The sequence below is a fragment of the Pseudomonas sp. R3-41 genome, from assembly GCF_054161485.1.
Genome location: NZ_CP096421.1, coordinates 4,589,131 through 4,609,926, shown reverse-complemented (window position 1 = coordinate 4,609,926; position 20,796 = coordinate 4,589,131). Strand labels below are relative to the sequence as shown.

18 protein-coding genes are annotated in these 20,796 nt (G+C 63.5%); 4 read left to right on the top strand and 14 right to left on the bottom strand.

Annotated elements, in window-relative coordinates; translation table 11 throughout:
* Nucleotide 1: 1 nt before the first annotated feature.
* Together M1D99_RS19715 and M1D99_RS19710 are read right to left on the bottom strand one after the other, a co-directional pair.
* Nucleotides 2–1,132, bottom strand: coding sequence for a carbon-nitrogen hydrolase family protein (locus tag M1D99_RS19715; protein ID WP_186710595.1), 1,131 nt, complete (start codon nucleotides 1,130–1,132; stop codon nucleotides 2–4).
* Nucleotides 1,133–1,304: 172 nt separating this feature from the next.
* Nucleotides 1,305–2,522 carry a DUF3422 domain-containing protein gene (locus tag M1D99_RS19710; RefSeq protein ID WP_186710597.1) on the bottom strand — a complete coding sequence of 406 codons (1,218 nt, stop codon included), beginning with the start codon at nucleotides 2,520–2,522 and terminating at the stop codon, nucleotides 1,305–1,307.
* Nucleotides 2,523–2,764: 242 nt separating this feature from the next.
* Between M1D99_RS19710 and M1D99_RS19705 the strand changes: the two genes are divergently transcribed.
* Both M1D99_RS19705 and M1D99_RS19700 read left to right on the top strand, forming a co-directional pair.
* Nucleotides 2,765–4,804, top strand: a complete 2,040-nt coding sequence (locus M1D99_RS19705) for an oxidoreductase (protein WP_458130653.1) — start codon at nucleotides 2,765–2,767, stop codon at nucleotides 4,802–4,804.
* A gap of 226 nt (nucleotides 4,805–5,030) precedes the next feature.
* The gene (locus M1D99_RS19700; protein ID WP_434571201.1) at nucleotides 5,031–5,939 is read left to right on the top strand and encodes a 1-aminocyclopropane-1-carboxylate deaminase/D-cysteine desulfhydrase; all 909 of its coding nucleotides are present in this window, start codon (nucleotides 5,031–5,033) and stop codon (nucleotides 5,937–5,939) included.
* 6 nt (nucleotides 5,940–5,945) lie between these two features.
* Here M1D99_RS19700 and M1D99_RS19695 read toward each other — a convergent pair whose 3' ends face one another.
* Together M1D99_RS19695 and M1D99_RS19690 are read right to left on the bottom strand one after the other, a co-directional pair.
* A complete protein-coding gene (locus M1D99_RS19695) occupies nucleotides 5,946–6,494 on the bottom strand; it encodes a cytochrome b (protein ID WP_434571199.1) in 549 nt (182 codons plus the stop codon).
* Nucleotides 6,495–6,619: 125 nt separating this feature from the next.
* Nucleotides 6,620–8,026 carry a type VI secretion system Vgr family protein gene (locus M1D99_RS19690; protein WP_458130652.1) on the bottom strand — a complete coding sequence of 469 codons (1,407 nt, stop codon included), beginning with the start codon at nucleotides 8,024–8,026 and terminating at the stop codon, nucleotides 6,620–6,622.
* 219 nt (nucleotides 8,027–8,245) lie between these two features.
* Here M1D99_RS19690 and M1D99_RS19685 point away from each other — a divergent pair, with 219 nt between their 5' ends.
* Complete coding sequence (locus M1D99_RS19685; protein ID WP_458130651.1) at nucleotides 8,246–8,950, top strand: YebC/PmpR family DNA-binding transcriptional regulator; 705 nt, start codon at nucleotides 8,246–8,248, stop codon at nucleotides 8,948–8,950.
* Between the two features lie 183 nt (nucleotides 8,951–9,133).
* On the opposite strand, the gene M1D99_RS19680 is transcribed toward M1D99_RS19685, so the two are convergent.
* From M1D99_RS19680 to M1D99_RS19645, 8 genes are all read right to left on the bottom strand, one after another.
* A complete protein-coding gene (locus tag M1D99_RS19680) occupies nucleotides 9,134–10,459 on the bottom strand; it encodes a leucine-rich repeat-containing protein kinase family protein (protein ID WP_458130650.1) in 1,326 nt (441 codons plus the stop codon).
* 243 nt (nucleotides 10,460–10,702) lie between these two features.
* Nucleotides 10,703–11,764: an ABC transporter substrate-binding protein gene (locus M1D99_RS19675; protein WP_458130649.1), complete on the bottom strand. Its 1,062-nt coding sequence runs from the start codon at nucleotides 11,762–11,764 to the stop codon at nucleotides 10,703–10,705.
* Nucleotides 11,765–11,782: 18 nt separating this feature from the next.
* The gene (locus tag M1D99_RS19670; protein ID WP_434571193.1) at nucleotides 11,783–12,898 is read right to left on the bottom strand and encodes an NAD(P)/FAD-dependent oxidoreductase; all 1,116 of its coding nucleotides are present in this window, start codon (nucleotides 12,896–12,898) and stop codon (nucleotides 11,783–11,785) included.
* Nucleotides 12,895–14,250 carry an FAD/NAD(P)-dependent oxidoreductase gene (locus tag M1D99_RS19665; RefSeq protein WP_434571191.1) on the bottom strand — a complete coding sequence of 452 codons (1,356 nt, stop codon included), beginning with the start codon at nucleotides 14,248–14,250 and terminating at the stop codon, nucleotides 12,895–12,897. Before M1D99_RS19665 ends, M1D99_RS19670 begins: the two co-directional genes overlap by 4 nt.
* A gap of 706 nt (nucleotides 14,251–14,956) precedes the next feature.
* The gene (locus M1D99_RS19660) at nucleotides 14,957–15,247 is read right to left on the bottom strand and encodes a (2Fe-2S)-binding protein (protein WP_186710006.1); all 291 of its coding nucleotides are present in this window, start codon (nucleotides 15,245–15,247) and stop codon (nucleotides 14,957–14,959) included.
* 7 nt (nucleotides 15,248–15,254) lie between these two features.
* Complete coding sequence (locus M1D99_RS19655; RefSeq protein WP_186710008.1) at nucleotides 15,255–16,049, bottom strand: ABC transporter permease; 795 nt, start codon at nucleotides 16,047–16,049, stop codon at nucleotides 15,255–15,257.
* Between the two features lie 6 nt (nucleotides 16,050–16,055).
* Nucleotides 16,056–16,925 carry an ABC transporter permease gene (locus M1D99_RS19650; protein WP_186710009.1) on the bottom strand — a complete coding sequence of 290 codons (870 nt, stop codon included), beginning with the start codon at nucleotides 16,923–16,925 and terminating at the stop codon, nucleotides 16,056–16,058.
* Nucleotides 16,922–17,947: an ABC transporter ATP-binding protein gene (locus M1D99_RS19645; RefSeq protein ID WP_458130648.1), complete on the bottom strand. Its 1,026-nt coding sequence runs from the start codon at nucleotides 17,945–17,947 to the stop codon at nucleotides 16,922–16,924. Before M1D99_RS19645 ends, M1D99_RS19650 begins: the two co-directional genes overlap by 4 nt.
* 246 nt (nucleotides 17,948–18,193) lie before the next feature.
* Between M1D99_RS19645 and M1D99_RS19640 the strand changes: the two genes are divergently transcribed.
* On the top strand, nucleotides 18,194–19,030 hold the full coding sequence (locus tag M1D99_RS19640) for an IclR family transcriptional regulator (protein WP_434571184.1): 837 nt from the start codon (nucleotides 18,194–18,196) through the stop codon (nucleotides 19,028–19,030).
* 412 nt (nucleotides 19,031–19,442) lie between these two features.
* On the opposite strand, the gene M1D99_RS19635 is transcribed toward M1D99_RS19640, so the two are convergent.
* Together M1D99_RS19635 and M1D99_RS19630 are read right to left on the bottom strand one after the other, a co-directional pair.
* Nucleotides 19,443–20,195, bottom strand: coding sequence for an anti-sigma factor family protein (locus tag M1D99_RS19635; RefSeq protein ID WP_458130647.1), 753 nt, complete (start codon nucleotides 20,193–20,195; stop codon nucleotides 19,443–19,445).
* Nucleotides 20,192–20,698, bottom strand: a complete 507-nt coding sequence (locus M1D99_RS19630) for a sigma-70 family RNA polymerase sigma factor (protein ID WP_186730707.1) — start codon at nucleotides 20,696–20,698, stop codon at nucleotides 20,192–20,194. The genes M1D99_RS19635 and M1D99_RS19630 overlap by 4 nt, the downstream gene beginning before the upstream one ends.
* Nucleotides 20,699–20,796: the final 98 nt, after the last annotated feature.

The window sequence follows — 20,796 nt, the reverse complement described above, 5'->3', positions numbered from 1 at the left end:
CTTACAACCACAAGTTCAACAGGCGGGCGCCACGGGCTTCGCCGTCGGGGAAGTGCTGGCCGTTGTGGCTGATAAAGCTCTGGCCGGCACTGCCGCTGTCCCAGAACTGCCCGCGCAGGAACACGCTGACGCCGCCCCGGGCCTGGCTGATAGGCAACTGGCTGGTCAGTGTCAGGCGATGCCAGGCTTGCCCCTCGCTCACTTCGCCAGGCCTGAGGCTCACTTCGCTCGGCGTGGACAGGCCTTTATAACCGCTCCAGGGCTTGTCCCAGGCGCCGCGACCGATGACAAAGGCGGGTACCGCGATCAGTTGCGCACCCTGTTCATTGAGCTGCCGGTAGTGGAGCGGGTACCAACTGTCGCTGCCGATGAGCACGCCCAGGCGCCCGGCAGGCGTGTCGATGACCAGGGGGGCGGCCGGGTGCTCGGCGCCCAGCACATCCTGTTGCTCGAACACCGGATGTCGTTGGCGTTGCGGCTGGCCGATCGGCCGGCCATCGCTGCCGAACACCAGGCTGCTGTTGTACAACGCGCCACGGCCAATTTTCAGCTCGCCTTCGTTGACGCTGGGTTCGGGCAGCACGATGGAGCCCGCCACCAGGGTGATGCCGAACTCCTTGGCCAGCCCGCCGAACAGTGTTTGATAATCACGGGCCATGCGCTCGGCTTTCATGCGCAGGTAGGCATCGTCCAATCGGTTATTGCCCTCGGCGCTGACCAGCGCCTGGACGAACGCCAGCGGATTGCTCACCGCCAGCCAGTTCATGGCTTCCTTCAGGGTGGTGGCCTGGTACAACTCGTCTTTTTCGCCACCGACCATCAGCCAGGTGCCGATGTGCTCGGGCAGGACCACGACGGTCTTGGCATTGAGAAAACCCTGGTCGCGGGCTGCCTGCAGATAGGCCGCCAGTTTGCGATGCAGGCGCTCGGGGCTTTGGTAGTCGGTGGGGAACAGTTCGGGCTGGATGCCCAGCAGATTGCCACGGTCGGCCGGCGTGCCCTGGTCGACCGCCAGGGTGATGCGCAGGTCTGACAGGTAATGGCCGGCCGGCCGATCCGTCGTCCACAGTGCGTAGGTGACCAGGGCGGCAATCAAGGCCAGTGAAAACAGCAAGTACAGAAATTTGCGCATGGGGGAACAGTCAGCGGCCGTGTTCAGGTTCGTGATTTTTCATCAAGCGTCACGGGGCAGGGTACGGTAAAACAAGGGATTAGCGAAGGGCGGGTGAGGATTTGTACGCACGGCAAGCGTCCGCAAAGGCGTCCATGGAACCCGTGGACGCCCTTCGCGCTGGGCAGGGCGGCTAGTGACTCTTGGCCTTCCTGATCCGGATCAGAATCAGCAACATGATCAACAACACCGGTGGCGTCATGCCCAGCAGCGCGTCGCGGGCCGAGAGGTGTGCGCCCAAGGTGTGCAACCCGCTGTAGACCAACTTGAACAGGTTGATCAGGTAGTACGTGATGGCGATGATCGACAGGCCTTCCACGGCGCGCTGGATCTTGATCTGGGCATCGGCGCGGGCATTGAGGCTGCGCAGGATCTCGGCGTTCTGGTCTTCCATCTCGACTTGCACGCGGGCTTGCAGCAGGTCGCCCAGGTTGGCGACGCTCATGGCCAGTTGTTCGAGGCGCTGTTCAGTGGCGGCGCAATAACGCACCGTGGGCTTGAAACGGCGTTCGATGAACACGCCCAAACGCTGGCAATCTCCCAAATGGCTTTCGCGCAACTCCCCCAGGCGCTCGAACACCAATTGCGCGTAGGCGCGGGTCGCGCTGAAGCGGTGGCGAGTCCTGACCGAACTGCTGACGACCTGGCGCGACAGCAGGGCGATATCCTCCAACAGGGCCTTGGCATGCACCCCACTGGCATTGGCGTTGCGCTCGGAGAGGCTCACCAGGGTGCGATCGAATTCGTTCAGTTGCGGGTCCAGTGCCTTGGCGATACTGAGGGACAAGGACGCCATCATGCGATAGGTCTCGATTTCCAACAGGCGCCGAATCATGCGCCCTTGGCGATAGGCGTTGAGCCGTCGGTTGATGAACAAGAGGCGATTGGTGCCGTCCTCGGTCAGGCGAAAATCGCTCCAGACCACCGCATCGCCACCGCCCACGCATGAGCCGCAAGGGTCCTTGAAACCGTAGCTGGGCAGGTCGAGGCCGGCTTCGGCGCGCACCACCACCTGAACGGCATTGATCAGGTGCTGGGTGTGACCTTCGATGCCCCGGGCAAGGCTTTCGGGCAGTGTCGTCCATTGCAGCTCGTTGCTGCTGGCAGGCACGACCAGGGTCAGGGTAAAGAATTCGGCGTGACGCTCCCACTTGAGTGGATGCCCATCAAGGCGGGTGATGCCTTGTGCGGCGTCTGCTGCGACGGTATCGGGGCACAGTCGCTCCAGTAGAGCGTTGCACTGGGCGTTGTCGCCCAGGAATGCCAAGTGGAAGACGTGGGCCGGTTCGTCGAAATACAACGACGGGCGGGCGTGCAACTCGTTGTGCAGCATTTTTCGTTGGGGATGCATGCAATGACGACTCTGTTATTAGCGTTATTTTTTGGTTTGAGCACGTGAGCCAGCGTTGGTAGGACTGGCTTACCCCGCCGAGAGTCACGCGGCACCTGATGGGTGACTGCGCATTTGGATCATTAAGTTGTCAGTTACGGTCATTGAGCAGCCGCAGCCGGACTCTTACGCTGTGGGCCATGACAGACGCAAGCCGCAGAGCTTGCGCTTTATTCCCGTGATCGCCCGTTGTGGAGCTACCGATGACCGCCTCTCATTACCCGCACCTGCTGGCCCCGCTGGACTTGGGTTTCACCACGTTGCGCAACCGTACCCTGATGGGCTCGATGCACACCGGCCTGGAAGAGAAACCCGGTGGCTTCGAACGCATGGCGGCGTATTTCGCCGAGCGCGCCCGGGGCGGCGTGGGCCTGATGGTCACCGGTGGGATCGGGCCGAACGACGAGGGCGGTGTCTACTCCGGCGCGGCCAAGCTGACCACCGAAGAAGAGGCGCTCAAGCACCAGATCGTCACCCGGGCCGTGCATGAGGCCGGCGGCAAGATCTGCATGCAGATTCTTCACGCCGGGCGCTACGCCTATAGCCCCAAGCAAGTGGCACCGAGTGCGATCCAGGCGCCGATCAACCCATTCAAGCCCAAGGAACTGGACGAGGAGGGTATCGAGAAGCAGATCAGCGATTTCGTCACTTGCTCGGTCCTGGCCCAGAAGGCGGAATATGACGGCGTCGAGATCATGGGCTCGGAAGGTTATTTCATTAACCAGTTCCTGGCGGCTCATACCAACCACCGTACCGACCGTTGGGGCGGCAGCTATGAAAACCGCATGCGCCTGCCGGTGGAAATCGTCCGTCGGGTGCGCGAGGCGGTAGGCCCGAACTTCATCATTATCTTTCGCCTGTCGATGCTTGACCTGGTGGAAGGCGGCAGCACCTGGGACGAAATCGTCCAGTTGGCCAAGGCCATCGAGCAGGCCGGCGCGACGATCATCAACACCGGTATCGGTTGGCACGAAGCACGGATTCCCACCATCGCCACCAAGGTGCCACGGGCGGCGTTCAGCAAAGTCACGGCCAAGCTGCGCGGTTCGGTGAACATCCCGCTGATCACCACCAACCGCATCAACACCCCGGAAGTGGCCGAGCAGATCCTGGCCGAAGGCGATGCCGACATGGTTTCCATGGCGCGGCCGTTCCTGGCCGATCCGGAGTTCGTCAACAAGGCGGCTGCCGGTCGCAGCGATGAAATCAACACCTGCATCGGCTGCAACCAGGCGTGCCTGGACCACACCTTCGGCGGCAAGCTCACCAGTTGCCTGGTCAACCCGCGGGCCTGCCACGAAACCGAGCTGAACTACCTGCCGGTGACCCAGGTGAAGAAAATTGCCGTGGTCGGTGCCGGCCCGGCCGGGTTGTCCGCGGCCACGGTGGCGGCCGAGCGTGGGCACCAGGTGACGCTGTTCGATTCGGCCAGCGAAATCGGTGGCCAGTTCAACGTCGCCAAGCGCGTGCCGGGCAAGGAAGAGTTCTTCGAAACCCTGCGCTACTTCAAGCGCAAATTGCAGACCAGTCATGTCGAGCTGTGCCTCGACACCCGGGTGGATGTGGCGCAATTGGTGGCCGGCGGTTACGACGAGATCATCCTCGCCACCGGCATCGCCCCTCGGGTGCCGGCGATTCCCGGGGTGGAGCATGCCAAGGTCTTGAGCTACCTGGACGTGATCCTCGAACGCAAGCCGGTGGGGCGCAGTGTCGCGGTGATCGGTGCCGGCGGTATTGGCTTCGACGTCTCGGAATTCCTGGTTCACCAGGGCGTCGCCACCAGCCAGGACCGTGAGGCGTTCTGGAAGGAGTGGGGGATCGACACCCATCTCCAAGCGCGCGGCGGTGTCGCCGGGGTCAAGGCCGAACCCCATGCACCGGCACGCCAGGTATTCCTGCTGCAACGCAAGACGTCCAAGGTCGGTGACGGCCTGGGCAAGACCACCGGCTGGATTCACCGCACGGGCCTGAAGAACAAGCAGGTGCAGATGCTCAACAGCGTCGAGTACCTGAAGATCGACGACGACGGCCTGCACATCCGCATCGGCGAAGCCGGCGAGCCGCAAGTGCTGGCCGTGGACAACATCGTGATCTGCGCCGGCCAGGATCCGCTGCGTGAGTTGCAGGAAGGCCTGGAAGCGGCAGGGCAGACCGTTCATCTCATCGGCGGTGCCGATGTGGCGGCTGAGCTGGATGCCAAGCGGGCGATCAACCAGGGCTCGCGGTTGGCGGCGCAGTTGTAAGGCACAAAAACTGTGGGCGCGACCTTAGCTTGCAAATATGGAAGCCAAGGTCGCCGCCGATTCCAGGTGGGAGCGGGCTTGCTCGCGAAGGCGGTGTGTCAGTCAATGAAAATATTGGATGTGCCTGCCTCTTCGCGAGCAAGCCCGCTCCCACAGGTTTTGGTGGTGTCAGGTTCTTCGCGACCAAGCTGGTAAGATGCCAGCCCATTTCCTCCGACCTGCCGCCATGCTGCTTCCTGCCCTCGACTGGCATCCCCAACCCCGACTCGAACCCCTTCACCTGGACTGGCTCGCCCGTGCCGGTGTTGAAGTGGCGGTGTTGCGCCTGGACCGGATCGATCCACTGATCAGCGGCAACAAGTGGTTCAAACTGATCCATCATCTGCGCGCCGCCCAGGAGGCCAGTGCCGAGGGGGTCATGAGCCTGGGTGGGGCCTATTCCAATCACTTGCATGCGCTGGCGGCAGCCGGCAAGCGCTTCGGGTTTCCCACGGCCGGGCTGCTGCGCGGTCACCCCCAGGACACGCCGACGGTGCGCGACCTGACAGCATTCGGCATGGAATTGCATTGGTTGGGTTATGGCGGATACCGAGAGCGACATGCACCAGGTTTCTGGGGGCCGTGGCAGGCCCGCTATCCACATTTGCACCCGGTGCCCGAGGGCGGTTCGGGATTGCCTGGGGCACAAGGCTGCATGGCCTGGGCGGCCAGTGTCGATCAACAATTGGCGGCGTTGGGGTGGGCGGATTATCACGGCTGGTGGCTGGCCTGCGGCACGGGAACATCACTGGCTGGGCTGGTGCTGGCCGAAGCGGGCAAGCGTGCGGTCTACGGTGTGCTGGCGGTGCCCCCGGACCATGGCGTGGCCCAGCAGGTCGAGCACATTGTGGGGGAGGCGGGGCTTTGTTATCCGCGTTATGAATTGCTCGACGGCAGCCGTGGTGGCTTCGCCCGGGTCGATGCCGAGCTGACTGCCTTCATCGAAACCACGGCGGCCATCGAACTGGAACCGTTGTACACCGGCAAGGCCTTGATGGCGCTCAAGGTGCACGTCGAGGCCGGAAGGTTTGCCCCTGGCACCCGTTTGATCTTTGTCCACACCGGCGGTCTGCAAGGCCGCCGAGGGTTCGACTGACAGCGATCAGCCGCGTTTGGGCATCATCCGCAACAGCGTGTTGTCGCGTACCACGTAGTGGTGATACAGCCCCGCCAAGGCATGCAGGCCAATCAACCAATAGCCGATGGTGCCGCCGAGCACATGCCAGCCTTCCAATTGCTTGGCAAAGTCCTTGTCTTGATCGATGAGCAACGGCAAATCGAAACCGTAGAACATCACCTGGTGCCCTTCGGCGCTGGTGATCAGCCAGCCCAGCAGCGGCATGGCGATCATGAATACATACAGCGCCCAGTGCATCAGGCGGGCGAGGAGGGTTTGCCAGGCGGGGGAGGCCGGGAAAATTGCCGGTGCCTTGCCCCTGGTGCGGGCGAACAGGCGCAGCCAGGCCAGCAGGAACACGGTCAGGCCAAGCATGAAATGCGCTTCCTTGATCAGGGACCGGCCGCCACTGCCCTTGGGGAAAATTCCCCGCAACTCTATGCAGGCGTAAACCACGGCCAGCAGCACCAGCATCAGCCAATGCAAGGTTACCGTGACGGTACTGTAGCGGTTTTCCGAGTTTTTCCAGGGCATCGCGGTATCTCCAACAATCAGGGCAAAAGCGCCGTCTAGAGCGGCGTTGTGTCTCCACTGTATGCCCGTTTCGCTGGGTTTGCTTGAGCCAGATCAGGTTTGCCGGCAAGAAGCCACGCGCCGGCTCAGGGCGTGAAGTTTGGCGGGTTCAGCAGCCAGTCCAACAGCAATCCGGCATCAGGGTTGCCACGGGACGGTTTCGGTGGGGCGGCGGCGTGTCCTGCGCCGGTATCGACAGCCCCTGGGCACAGCACCGGCCGGTCGGGGTCGCCATCGAGAAAACTCACCAGCACTTCGCTGCCGGCCCTCAGCGAGGGGCTGTTGTTCAGCGTCAGTCGCGACACGGGCAGCGTGATGCCTTCCTGGTCCGGCGCCCAGAGGCTGACGCTGACTTGCCCGCGCTCATCGGACTGGGCCGGTTGGCCGGGATGGCCGAGTACATGGGCCCGGTGATACCCGGGGATGCAGGGCTTGGGGTGTTTGAGGGCCGGCCTGAACACCGTGGCCCAGGGGATGGCGGTGAAGCGGTTGTGGTAGTCACGGGCCGACGATGTGGTGGGGAGGTCCGGTTCAAGAATCGAAAACTGCCGGCCGCGGTGCTGGACCTCGGTGATTAGCCATTGATCGTTGAACGTGGAAACCGGGTGCTCGCAGATCTGCACGATGTCGCCGCCGTGCAGGGCGGGTTGGTCACTGTGGCCATGGATTTCCCGCTGCCGACAGCGTAACCGTTCCAGGTGGCGGCGACCGGCCTGGTACCGGTGAGTCAAGGCCGGGTCGCCGTGCATGGCCTCATGGTCGATCTGCTCAATGGGTTGATTCGCCGCCCAGGCCTCGGTGTCGGTCGTGGCCCGATCGCTGAACCCGATGGGCAAGCCAGGCAGCATCCCGTGGTGACGCAAATACAAGCGCTTGATGGCCGGTATCGAATTGTCGTTCGGGCGCAGGGACAGTTCGACGGGCCGTGTGGGAAAACTCTTCGGGTCTTCGGCAAACACCAGGACGTGGCCCTGGGGGGTGTGTTCGAAGTGGTAATGAATGCCTTCTTCCTCGCACAGCCGTTGCAGGAGGGTCAGGTCGCTTTCGTCGTACTGGATGCAGAACGGGCGGCATGGATACTGCCCGTGGGGCAGCTCGAAACGATAGCTGTCGGCGGGCAGGCCGTTGTCTTCCAGCAGGCGTTGCAGCACCTGCACCACCCTGAGCCGATGGAAAACCCGGCGCCGTGGGCCTTGTTCCAATTGCTGCAGGTAGGGAACCAAGGTCAAGCGATAACCGATGCGCCGCGGTGCCGGGGCGCTCAGGCAAACGCTGTGGATAATCCCATGGATACCCGAGTCGCGGTCCAGGCGCAGGAAGGCCGGGTGCCCCAATAGCAGGTCGGGGTCTATCGGTGGGGCCAGGCCGATCAATTCAAGGTCGAAACGGTACGGCTGGTTGAGGGCTTCGCGGCCATTGAAGCGCAAGACTTGCAGCTGCAAGTCGCTTTGCGTGAGCGTCAGGCTGAAGGGACTTTCCGTGTCGTTGCGCATCGCGCCTCCTACTGGCGGGGAGAGAGGCACAGAGGGTACGAAACCACGGGAGGAAATGGTGCTTGTGAGCCGCTATTTCAGAAACGCCCTACAACACACTGTGAAAATGTCGATCCGGCAGGGTGAATTTTTTGGTCGATCAGCCGGTTTAGGCCGTATAAACTTGCGCCACAGCGCCGGCCGGCAGATGTCTCGGCGCGTCAGACAAGAGAGTGAGTAATGGGCGCACAGTGGAAGGTTAAACACAAAGAAGCGGCTGCCAACGCCAAGGGCAAGATCTTCGGCAAGCTGGTGAAGGAAATCACCATTGCCGCACGCAACGGCGCTGATACCGCGACCAACGCGCACTTGCGTCTGGTGGTCGAGCAGGCGAAAAAGGCCTCGATGCCCCGCGAGACCCTGGAACGCGCGATCAAGAAAGGTTCTGGCCAGCTCGGTGAAACCGTGCAATACCACCGCGTCACCTACGAAGGGTTCGCGCCGCACCAGGTGCCGCTGATCGTTGAATGCGTGACCGATAACATCAACCGTACCGTGGCCGAAATTCGCGTCGCCTTCCGCAAGGGCCAACTGGGCGCCTCGGGTTCGGTGGCGTGGGACTTCAACCATGTCGGTATGATCGAAGCCGCGCCGGACAGCCCGGATGCCGATCCGGAAATGGCCGCCATCGAGGCCGGTGCCCAGGATTTCGAGCCGGGTGAAGAAGGCGCGACGTTGTTTATCACCGACCCTGCCGACCTCGATGCGGTACAGAAGGCCTTGCCGGAGCAGGGCTTCACCGTGTTGTCGGCCAAGCTGGGCTACCAGCCGAAGAACCCGGTCAGCGGCTTGAGCGATGAGCAGATGGCCGAAGTCGAAGCCTTCCTCGAAGGCCTCGACAATCACGATGACGTGCAGGACATGTTTGTCGGGTTGGCGGGGTAAGCAGTACACCCTGTGGCAAGGGGGGTATTCCTGGGGGCCGCTCATTCTGTGGGAGCAAGGCTTGCCCGCGATGAAAACAACGCGGTCTCTGAGAAAACGAGGTGTCCGCATCGCGGGCAAGCCTTGCTCCCACAGATAAATCCCCTCGCCACAATAGGTGGTGTGTTTGTTTGGGGGGCTGGTTTAGTCGATGTGTTTGAACTCGCTTAGCAAACCTTCAATCTCATCGAACCCCGGCCGTGCCAGCACCTCCGGCTGACAGCAGCGCGCCTGCAAATCCTGCAGCCATGCAAGATTCTGTGCCGCGAGCGCCGGTTCGATCCGCGCCAGCAATTCCCCCAGCAGAATCCCGAAGGCCCGCACCTCGATGCGTTGCAGTGCGCGGGTTTGCAGGTTATCCGTGATGGCGTGGAACGACGCCGCGCCAAAATCGCCCAGCAGGCAATCGCCCTGGTCATTGCACAGGATGTTGTGCCCGTAGAGATCGCCGTGGGAGATGCCTTGGCGGTGCAGGTGCGCCGCCGCCGAGGCGATGCCGTGAGCGATGCGCAATGCCGCCGGGGCGCTCAGGCACAGATCATCGGCATACACGTCGCGGGTGCATGACGCCAGGCTCGGCAGCCCGGCGAGGTTGCGGTAGCTGGGCTCGATCAGTGCCATCACCAGCCCGGCCTGTTGCTCGGGGTGCCCGGTGACTTGGCCCAACACGTCGATCAGGTTCGGGTGTCGACCGGCCGTGATGCAGGCATGCATTTCATGCAGGGGCGAGCCGTCGCTGGTCATCTGGCCTTTGTACAGCTTCACGGCGACGTTTCGCGCCACCTGGCCGGGGGCTTGCCAGAGCGCCTGGAAAATCACCCCGGATGCGCCTTCACCCAGTGGTTGTTGCAGCGCCAGTTGCGACCAGTCGATAGGCACAGTGGTATTCAGGGCCGCCGCTTCCGCTTGGGCTTCCAGCGGGTTGCCGGCGTAGGCCAGCCAACTGAGGCTCGGTAGCCTCAACAACCATTGCGGCAGTTCGGTCAGTCGATTGGCGGCGATGCGCAGCAGCTCCAGGCGATGACACCGGCCCAGGCTCGCCGGCAACTGCTGCAGACGGTTACCGGCCAGCATCAGTTTTTGCAGGTGCGGGCGTTGGCCCAGCTCGTCGGGCAACTCGTCGACGTCGTTATCGGTCAAGATCAACCAGCGCAGCCTTGGCGGCAGCGCGACGCCCGTGACACGGGTGATGCGGTTGGCCTTGAAACCAACCATGGTCAACGCGCTGCAACGGCCCAGGCATTCGGGCAGTTCGGTGAAGCGGTTATCCGAGCAGAACAACACACGCAGGTGGGGCAGCCGATGCAGGTCGTCGGGCAGCGTGTCCAGCTGATTGCCGCTGAGGTTGAGGATCTCGAGGGAATCGGCCAGCTCGAAGATTTCCCGGGGAAACTCCGTCAAGCCGCAGGCCAGGTCCAGCCGGGTAATCCCCGAGAGCTGGCCGGCGCGTAGTTGAGCGAGGGTGTGCATGGGAGGGTTCGCTGTTGATCAAGGGGCGGGCACAAATACTGAAACCAGCACAGAACCTGTGGCGAGGGAGCTTGCTCCCGCTGGGCTGCATCGCAGCCCCAAAAGCGGCCATGCAATCAGGCTGACACACCTTGGTGTCAGGCTTGGGGTCTGCTTCGCAGCCCAGCGGGAGCAAGCTCCCTCGCCACAGGTTATCTGTTCAATTCGGTGTGAATTGGCCGCATGATAACTGCAAAGCGGGTCCTAGCGCTCGACACTGCGGTTCCAGCGGGCGTTCCAGGCCGGGCGTTGTTCGTTGACCTGGTCCCAATCCACGGCAATCGCTGTCTCCAGGTATTGCTTCATCGCCTCTACCTGGCCACGGGTCTTGTCGGTGGTCGGGGTGTTGGGGTTGGACGGAATCTGGTCGCCTTCTTCCAGGGCGATGGCCTGGGCTTGCGGGGTCAGCAGGAACTCTGCAAGTTTTTGCGCCAGTTCCGGCTGGGTGTTCTGCGCGATGGCGCATTCGGCGACGTTGAGGACCACGGCGCCTTCCTTCGGCTGGGCATATTCCACCGGCATGCCCTTGAGTTTCAACGCGGTCACCTGGGTCGGTGTCAGGGGGAATAGCGCGGCTTCGTCGGTTTGCAGCATTTCGGATATCTTCGCCGAGCTCGGGATGTACTCCAGCACATTGCGGCCCACCGTGTTCGGCCACGCCTTGAAGCCCGGCTCGACGTCGGTTTCGCTACCGCCCTGGATCCGGTTGAACATCAAGAAGCCGTGCAGGCCGAAGGTAGACGAGGCCATCGACTGGAACACCACTTTGTCCTTGAAGCGCGGATCGGCCAGGTCCATCCAGGAGGTGGGCGTATTCCAGCCTTTTTCCTTGAACAGCCGGGTGTTGTAGGCGAGCCCCGTCACGCCGAGGCTGACCGCCACGGCCTGATCCTTGATGCGTCCCTTGGCCGGGATCTGCGCCAGGGTCGGGCTGTCCTCGAGTTTGTCGCACAACCCCATCGCGATGGCGCGGTACATGATGCCGTCATCGAGGAACATCACGTGCATCTGCGGGTTGCCCCTGCTGGCCTGGACTTTCGCCAGGATGTCGGCGGAGGTGCCGGGCACGATGACGACTTTGACGTTGTTGGCTTTCTCGAAAGCCGGCAAGACCTTGTCGGCGTAGAGCCGCTCCATGGTGCCGCCGTTCATGCCCAGGTAAAGCGTCGGCTCGGCCAACGCCTGGGTGACCGGGAGCAGGGCGCCCAGGCAAGCGGAACCCAGCGAGCAGAAACCGAACAATGCACTGCGTTTGACGTTATTCATTGGCGCGACCTTCCTCTATCAAGCAACGGAGATGGAGTGAAACCGGGTGATGGAAAACGCATCCAGCGGCGTGGACGAAGCCCCGCTGCAGATGATCTCGGTGAGCGCCTGGCCCACCGCCGGGCCGATCTGGAAGCCCGCGCCGGCAAAGCCGAACGCGTGCAATAGACCGGGCTGGGTGCTGCTGTGGCCGATCACCGGCTGGCGATCGGGCAGGTAGCCTTCGGTGCCGCTCCAGGTACGAATCGCCTGGGCGCCTTGCAAAAACGGGTAGAGCTCGACGGCCTGGCACAGGATATCCAGCACGGCGTTCTGGCCGGGCCGGGCGCGAGCGGCATCCAGCGCAAAACCTTGGCCGCCTCCCAGCACGCAATTGCCGCGCGAGACCTGGCGGGCGTAGATGCCACCGCCCTCGACGCCCGTGCTGGCATCCATGACCAAGGGCAAGGGTTCGGTGACCAGCATCGCCGGGTGCCCGGTGTGCATCGGCACCGCTTCGCCAAATTGCGCGGCGAACTGGCTGGCCCAGGCACCGGCGCAGTTCAGCAGCCAGGGCGCGTGGAACGTCAGGCCCGTTGCGGTGCGTACGACAAAGCGCTGGCCCTCGTGCTCAACATGGCTGACGGCGCATTGTTCGTGGACTTGCGCACCCTGCCGGCGCGCGGCTTGGGCGAAGGCTGGCGATACCAGGCGCGGATTGGCATGGCCGTCTTCCGGGCACAGCGACGCCCCGACCGCGACGGTGCCGACCCACGGAAAGCGCGCGCGCAGGGCCGTGCGATCAAGCAGTTGCAAATCCAGGCCAAAGCCTTGGCTGGCGGCGGCATAGTCGTGCAGCGCTTGCAGGTCTGCGGCACTGCGGGCCAGCTTGAGATGGCCGCTGCGCTGGTACTCGCCGTCGATGCCGATCAACTGGGGCAACTGGCGCCAGATCTCATGGGCCCGTTGCGACAAGGGCAGTTGCGACAGCGGCCGACCCTGGCGACGTACACCGCCGTAGTTCACGCCGCTGGAGTGCGAGCCACAGAAGTCGCGTTCCAAGAGCGCCACCCGGCGTCCGGCCTGGCTCAGGAACAGCGCCGCCGAGGCGCCGACGATACCGCCGCCAATGATCACCGCATCCACTTCGATCATGGCTCGACCTCCAGGCCGAACGGTACGGGCTTGATCGGCGCCTGGGCCCGCAAGCGGCCGATGCTGGAGACGGTGCGGCCACTTTCGCGGGCAATGATTTCCGCAGCCGCGCTGCCGCACATCCGCCCCTGGCAACGGCCCATGCCGACCCGGCAGTGGGCCTTGACCCGATTGATTTCCCAATGGCCTTCGTTCACCACGCGGCGGATGTCGCCAACGCTGACTTCTTCGCAGCGGCAGATCATCAGTTGATCGGCGGCGTCGGCAGCCCAGTGTTCAGGAAAGGCAAATGCGCGCTCCAGGCCTTCGCGGAACCGGCCGATGCGTTCAAGGGCTTGTTCCAGTTGCGTGCAACGCTGTGGGTCGGTGGCGTAGCCGAGGTCTTCAAGCAAGGCCAGGGCCGCCCGTTCACCGGCCAGCTCTGCCGCGTCGGCGCCCATGATGCCGGCACCGTCACCGGCCAGGTAGATTCCCGGCACGCTGCTGCGTCCGGCGCGGTCCCGTTGGGGCAGCCACGCGCGATTGAGCGTGTTCCAGGTGAAATCGCAGCCCAACAGGTCGGCCAGTTGGGTTTCGCTGCGCAAGCCGTGGGCGAAGGCCACCGCGTCACAATCGAGTGTGTGTTCGCCGCTTGCGTTGCGCCATGCCAGCGACTGCACCCGCCGTTCTCCTTCGACACGCGCCAGGCTCGCACCTTGATGCACGGGGATGCCGCGGGTGGTCAGCCAGGCGCGGTAATACAGGCCTTTGGCGAGGGTGGTCGGTTGTACCAGCAGGTCGGGCAGGGCGCGGACCTGGGCGCTAAACGGTGAGCTGTCGAGGACCGCGACCACATTCGCGCCGGCTCGGGCATATTGATAGGCCACCAGGTACAGCAACGGGCCACTGCCGGCGAACACCACCCGTTCGCCGATGGCGCACCCCTGGAACTTCAGGGCGATCTGCGCCGCGCCCAGACTGTACACCCCGGGCAGGGTCCACCCCGGCACTGGCAGGACCCGGTCGGTGGCGCCGGTTGCGACGATCACGCCGGCGTACTCGAGGCGATCGGCGCGGCCTGCATGCAAGGTATCGAGCAGGCCGGCCTCGGCATTCCACACCAGGGTATCGGGACGGTAATCGAGCTGTCCGCGCAATTGGTCGAGGGCCTGGTGGATGGCGTTGGCCTTGTGTGCTTCGAAGCCATAAAGCTTGTCCGGCGGGCGCTTGAAATTGGCCGGTTGGCGCCGATAGATCTGCCCGCCACCGCGGGCGGCTTCGTCCAGCAGCACGGGGTACAGGCCGTGGGCGACCAGGGTCTGCGCGGCACGGATACCCGCCGGGCCGGCGCCGATGATGGTTATCGGTTTCATCGCCACCTCACGGGCAGGGCCGGGGGATTTGCGCTGTTGTCGAAGCCGTCATCGCGAGCAGGCTCGCTCCCACATGGGATTGGTTGTGGACTTGGGTTTTGTGCACGCCGCAGTTCCCCTGTGGGAGCGAGCCTGCTCGCGAAGACGGCGGCACATCCAACGACGGTTTCAGCAGGCAGACCGCTTTCGCGAGCAAGCCCGCTCCCACATGGGGTCGGTTGTGGAGGCTGGTTTTGTGAGCGCCGCAGTTCCCCTGTGGGAGCGGGCTTGCTCGCGAAGACGGCGGCACATCCAACGACGGTTTCAGCAGGCAGACCGCTTTCGCGAGCAAGCCCGCTCCCACATGGGATTGGTTGTGGACTTGGGTTTTGTGCACGCCGCAGTTCCCCTGTGGGAGCGAGCCTGCTCGCGAAGACGGCGGCACATCCAACGACGGTTTCAGCAGACAGACCGCTTTCGCGAGCAAGCCCGCTCCCACATGGGATTGGTTGTGGACTTGGGTTTTGTGAGCGCCGCAGGTCTCCTGTGGGAGCGAGCTTGCTCGCGAAGACGGCGGCACATCCAACGACGGTTTCAGCAGGCAGACCGCTTTCGCGAGCAAGCCCGCTCCCACATGGGATTGGTTGTGGACTTGGGTTTTGTGAGCGCCGCAGGTCTCCTGTGGGAGCGAGCTTGCTCGCGATGAGGCCGTGCCCGTCGACACCCTTCATACCTGGCGCCCCGGTTCGCGGCTGATGTGCTGTCCGGCTTCGAGCAAGGTCGAGCAGGCGCGGACGCGGCGGCCGTCGCCCAGGCGCACCCAGCAATCCTGGCAGGCACCCATCAGGCAGAAGCCGGCCCGGGGTTCGGCGCTGAAGTCACTGCCGCGCAAGTGTTCGCTGCAGGTCAGCACGGCGGTCAGCAGCGTGTCGCCCAGCAGGCCGGTGGCAGGCTGGCCGTCGAGGATAAAGTCCAGGGCCGGGCGGTCGCCTTCGGCCAGTCGTTTCAGCAGTGCCATGACACCCTCATTGTTTGCCTACCAGGACCCGATCCAGGCCATAGACCCGATCGAGCAAAATCATGGTCAGCGCGGTGAGCCCGATGACCAGCGCCGACACTGCCGCCATCATCGGATCGATGGATTCGGTGGCGTACACGTACATGCGCACCGGCAAGGTTTGCGTGGCCGGCGAGGTGACGAAGATCGACAGCGTGACCTCATCGAAACTGTTGATGAACGCCAGCAGCCAGCCTCCGGCCACCCCCGGCAGGATCATCGGCAAGGTGATTTGCCGGAACAGCGTGAAGCGTCCGGCGCCTAGCGATTGCGCGGCCTGTTCGGCGCTGCGGTCCAGGCCGATGGCCGAGGCCAGCACCAGGCGCAGCACATACGGCGTGATCACCAGCACATGGGCGAAGATCAGCCAGGCGAAGCTGCCGTTCACGCCCATCAATGCAAACAGGCGCAGCAACGCCACCCCGAGCACCAGGTGCGGAATGATGATCGGTGACAGGAACAGGCCGTTGAAGAAGTCCCGGCCCGGAAACTCGAGCCGGGTGATCGCCAGGGCCGCCGGCACCGCGATCAAGGTCGCCAGCGAGGCCGCGCAGAACGCCAGGACCAGGCTGTTGTAGAACGCGTCGACAAAATCCGCCCGCTCGAACACCGCGCGGAACCAGCGCAGGGAAAACTCGGTGGTCGGCAGGCTCAGGGTGTTTTCCGGAGTGAAGGCGACGAGGCAGACCACCACCAGCGGCGCGAGCATGAAGATCACCACCAAGGCGTGGAACAACAGCGCGAAAGGACCGTTTCTAGACATGACCCATTACCCCAATGACTTCTTGTAGCGGCCTTCGATCATCCGGTTCCACGACAGCATGATCAGCAGGTTGAGCAGCAGCAGCGCGACGGCAATGGCCGCGCCCATCGGCCAGTTCAGCTCCGACAGGTACTGGTCGTAGATCAACGTGGCGACCATCTTCAAGCGCCGTCCGCCGAGCAGGCCGGGAATCGCGAAGGAACTGGCGGCGAGACCGAACACAATCAGCGTGCCGGACAGCACGCCGGGCATGATCTGCGGCAGTACCACCTTGCGGATCACCGTGAACTGGCTCGCCCCGAGGGATAGCGCGGCCTGCTCGGCGGCCGGGTCGAGTTTCTGCAGCGAGGTCCAGACCGGAATGATCATGAACGGCAACATCACGTGGACCAGGGCGATGACCACGGCGAACGGCGTATAGAGCAGCTTCACCGGCGCGCCGCCGAAGGCTTGCAGGGCCTGGTTGACCAGGCCGTCGGCACCGAGCAAGAGGCTCCAGCCGAACGCCCGCACCACCACCGAAATCAGCAGCGGCGTGAGGATCAGGATCAGGAAAATCGAGCGCCACGGTGCGCCCATGCGGCTGAGAATGTACGCCTCGGGCACGCCGATCAGCACGCACAGGAGGGTGGTCAGGGCGCTGATCCAGAACGTGCGCAAAAAGATCTCGTAGAAGTACGGATCGCCCAACAGGCTGGTGTAGTGCTCGAAGGTGTAGGCATCGCCGTTGATGCCCGAGCTGTAGTCGAATACATTGAATGACAAGACCAAGGTCAAGCCCAGCGGAATGACCAACAAGCCCAGGTACAGGGCCAGGGCCGGCGCGGACATCAGGTAGCCTTGCCGGCCGCGGCGCATCGCATCGATCAGCTTCATGCCGGTACCTCGTCCGCGCTCAGTACCCGCAGCAGCGCCGGATCCCAATCCAGGCCCACCGCCGTGCCTTCGACCAGGGGCGCCGAGCCATCGTTGCGGCGCACCACGCAGAGTTCACCCAGGCGGGTGGAGACGCCGTACAGCCATTGGCTGCCGAGAAAGAAGCGGCTGGTGAGGGTGCCTTGCAGTCGCCCTGAACCAACCTCGCACAGGTCGATTTTTTCCGGACGCAAATTCAGGGTCAGCTCACCCTCGGCCGGGCTGCAGGCTTGAACCATACCCGCGCTGTCGCGCCTGCCGGCCAGCAGGTTGGCTTTGCCGACGAAACCTGAAATGAACTCGGTGCGCGGGTGCTCGTAAAGGGTGTACGGCGCGTCGATCTGGGTGATGCGCCCGGCCTGCATCACCACGACCCGGTCGCTGATCGACAGGGCTTCGGATTGGTCATGGGTCACCATCAGCGTGGTGATGCCGACTTCGCGCTGGATGCGGCGTATTTCGAACTGCATCTCTTCGCGCAAGTTGGCGTCGAGGTTGGACAACGGCTCGTCGAGTAACAGCACCGGCGGTTCGATCACCAGCGCCCGGGCCAGTGCCACGCGTTGGCGCTGGCCACCCGAGAGTTCGCGTGGGTAGCGGTCGGCGTGACGGTCCAGGCGGACCAGTTTCAACACCCGATCCACCCGTTGTTGCAACTCGGCGTTGGCCACTTTGCGCATGCGCAGGCCGAAGGCGACGTTGTCCTTGACGGTCATGTGGGGGAACAGCGCGTAGCTCTGGAACACCACGCCCAGGCCGCGGCTGGCGGGCTTGGCGTGGGTGATGTCGCGGCCGTCCAGCAGGATGCGCCCGCTGCTGACTTCGACGAAGCCGGCGATCATCTGCAAGGTCGTGGTCTTGCCGCAGCCGGAAGGCCCCAATAGCGAGACGAACTCGCCTTTTTCCACCGACAGATGGGTGGCGACCACGGCGTCGATGTCGCCGTAACGTTTGCCAAGCCCTTCAAGTTGCAAAAAAGCCATCGCTGCGCTCCACCTGGGATTGTTATGCGTCGCCGCAAGGCGCGCTTTTTTGTATGGGCAGATACGAAAGGGTGCTGCTGGGGTGCGTTGGCGCTCGACCTCAAGTCGGCTGCCGCTGTTGTTCGAATCGCCCCTGTATGGACGAAGAGTAGGACGAAGAATAGGATGGGCTCAATGGACTATTTCACTGAAGCGAAGACTATTTTCAATTTCATTCAGTGGATAAATTGAGTAATGAGAAAATAGATGAATAATTCCACTGATCGGAATAATGAGAAAGGCGAAGTCGGTGTCGGCGCAGTCTCCAGGCTGTTTGCCGTGTTGCGCAGCTTGGGCGACACGGTGGAGGGCGGTGAACGGGTGACGCAACTGGCCCAGCGCATCGGCCTGTCCCAGCCCACCACACATCGCCTGCTGCGCAGCCTGATGGACGAGGGCATGGTCGAGCAGGACGCGCGCAGCAAACGCTATCGCCTGAGCTTGGATTTTTTCGCCCTGGCGGCCCGGGCCGGGAACACCGGCAACCTGCGCGAGCTGGTGCGCCCGGCCATGCTGCGGTTGTCGGCGTCCTTGGGGGACTCGCTGTTTTTGCTCGCCCGCAGTGGTTTCGATGCCATCTGCCTGGACCGCAGCGAGGGGCCGTTTCCGATTCGCACATTCACCGGCGACATCGGTGGCCGCGTGGCGTTGGGCGTGGGGCAGGGCAGCCTGGCGATCCTGGCGTTCCTTCCGGAAGAAGAGCGCGACACGGTGATTCAATACAACCTGCCGCGGCTCAAGGATTTCCATTTGTACGACGAAGTTTTCCTGCGCACGGAAGTGGAGAACGTGCGCGCGCTGGGCTACGCCGGACGCAACACCGGCGTATTGCAGGGCATGGCCGGGGTGGCCGTGCCGATTCTCGACCGTGATGGCCGGGCCGTGGCGGCCTTGAGCGTGGCCACCGTGAGCGACCGGTTGGGCCCCGATCGCCTGCCGACGGTGGTGGATATGCTCAAGCGCGAAGCGGCGCTGATCGGGCCGCGGATCAACCCGTTCGACCCGTTGCTGCGAAGGCCTTCGCAGGTGTTTGGGCAGGGGTGAATACACACTCAAGAGCAGTTGACGTTCCCTGTGGGAGCGAGCCTGCTCGCGATAGCGGTGTGACAGTCGACATCATCTTTAATTGAACTACCGCCATCGCGAGCAGGCTCGCTCCCACATTGGATGTGTGATGGACGTGGATTTTGTTCACGCCGCTGTTTACTTGTGGGAGCGAGCCTGCTCGCGATAGCGGTGTGACAGTCGACATCATCTTTAATTGAACTACCGCCATCGCGAGCAGGCTCGCTCCCACATTGGATGTGTGATGGACGTGGATTTTGTTCACGCCGCTGTTTACTCGTGGGAGCGGGCTTGCTCGCGAAGGCGGTGTATCTGCCGAGGTGATGTCGCCTGACACACCGTCTTCGCGAGCAGGCTCGTTCCCACAGAGATTTCCCATTGGCCAGGGGGCTTAGAAATTCAAGGTCTGCTTGAGCCGCTGCGTCGTCGGCGTATCACTCGGTATGACCATCGCATAGTTGTAGCCCGGCCCGGACCAGTACTCGGCCTGCAGCTCGCCATCGCGGCGACTGCCCCGGGGCAGCAGGAAATTCTTCGGGCCGGGAGGGCGCACGTAGAAGCTGATCTTCTGACCGCTCGGGTCCTGATAGACCACCATCGCCGCCGCGCCTTGCTCGGTGCTGAGCAAGCGCCCGCTGACCGGCTTGAACCCGGCGCTGGACAGGTCGGGCAGCCGGTCGGCCTGAGTGAAGTAACGGTCGAGCCAGTCTTGCATGTGCTGTTCGTCGCCGCTCTGGTAGTCGGCTGGGAGGATGCCCTGCTGAGCAATCAACCGGTATGCCTGCAGGGCATCGCCCATGGGGGCGGCGGCGCTGAGCAGGGTCATCTGCCGCGCCTGCCAGCCACCGAAGCCACCCACGCTGACGGCCAGCAGCAACACCGCGGCGTTGGCCAAGTGGCGGCGGGAGCGATGTTTCAGGCGCTGGCGAATCATGGCCGGGTCGAGGTCCGGGTTGGATGGCTGTTGCAAGGCGCCGCTCAGGGCCGTGCGCAAATGCTGCGCGTCCTGTTGCCAGGCGCGGACCCAGGCCGCGACTTCAGGCTGGTTGGCCAGGTAGGTCTCGACCAGGCGCTGGTCGGCTTCGCTCAGTTGACGATCGACGTAGGCGTGCAGGTCGCTGTCGCTGGGGGGCATGCTGATCATTTGAGTATCCGCAGGGTGGGGCGGGTGATTTCGCCATCGCTGAGTTGGCGCAGGGCCTGGCGGGCGCGGGACAGGCGCGACATCACCGTGCCGGTCGGTACGCCGAGGATGTCGGCGACTTGCTGGTAACTCAAGCCTTCCACCGACACCCAGAGCAACAGCGCGCGCTGTTCCGTCGTGAGCTGATCGAAGGCTTGCAAGGACGATTGCGCGATCACGCTGCGCTCGGCCGAAGGGTGGGCGTCGTCGCGGCCGGTGAAAAACTCCAGCATGCGCGCATACCGTCGGGAGCGGCGATGGCCGTCGAGAAACTGCCGATACAGGATCGAAAACAGCCAGGCCCGCAGATCGCCGTCCGGGCGCTTGTCGTTCCATTTGGACAACGCCCGTTCCAGGCACATCTGCACCAGGTCGTCGGCGTTGCTCGGGTTGCGCGTCAGCGACACGGCAAAACGCCGTAGCCTGGGGATGAGTTCGCGCAACTGTTCGTCGAGTGTGTTCATGAAAGTGTGGTTTCTGTGGGCAGTCACTGCACCGGGACTGGAAAGACGCCCCGCGAACGAGATTATTCCAGTGCAGGAAAAATAAATACGAGGCGTGG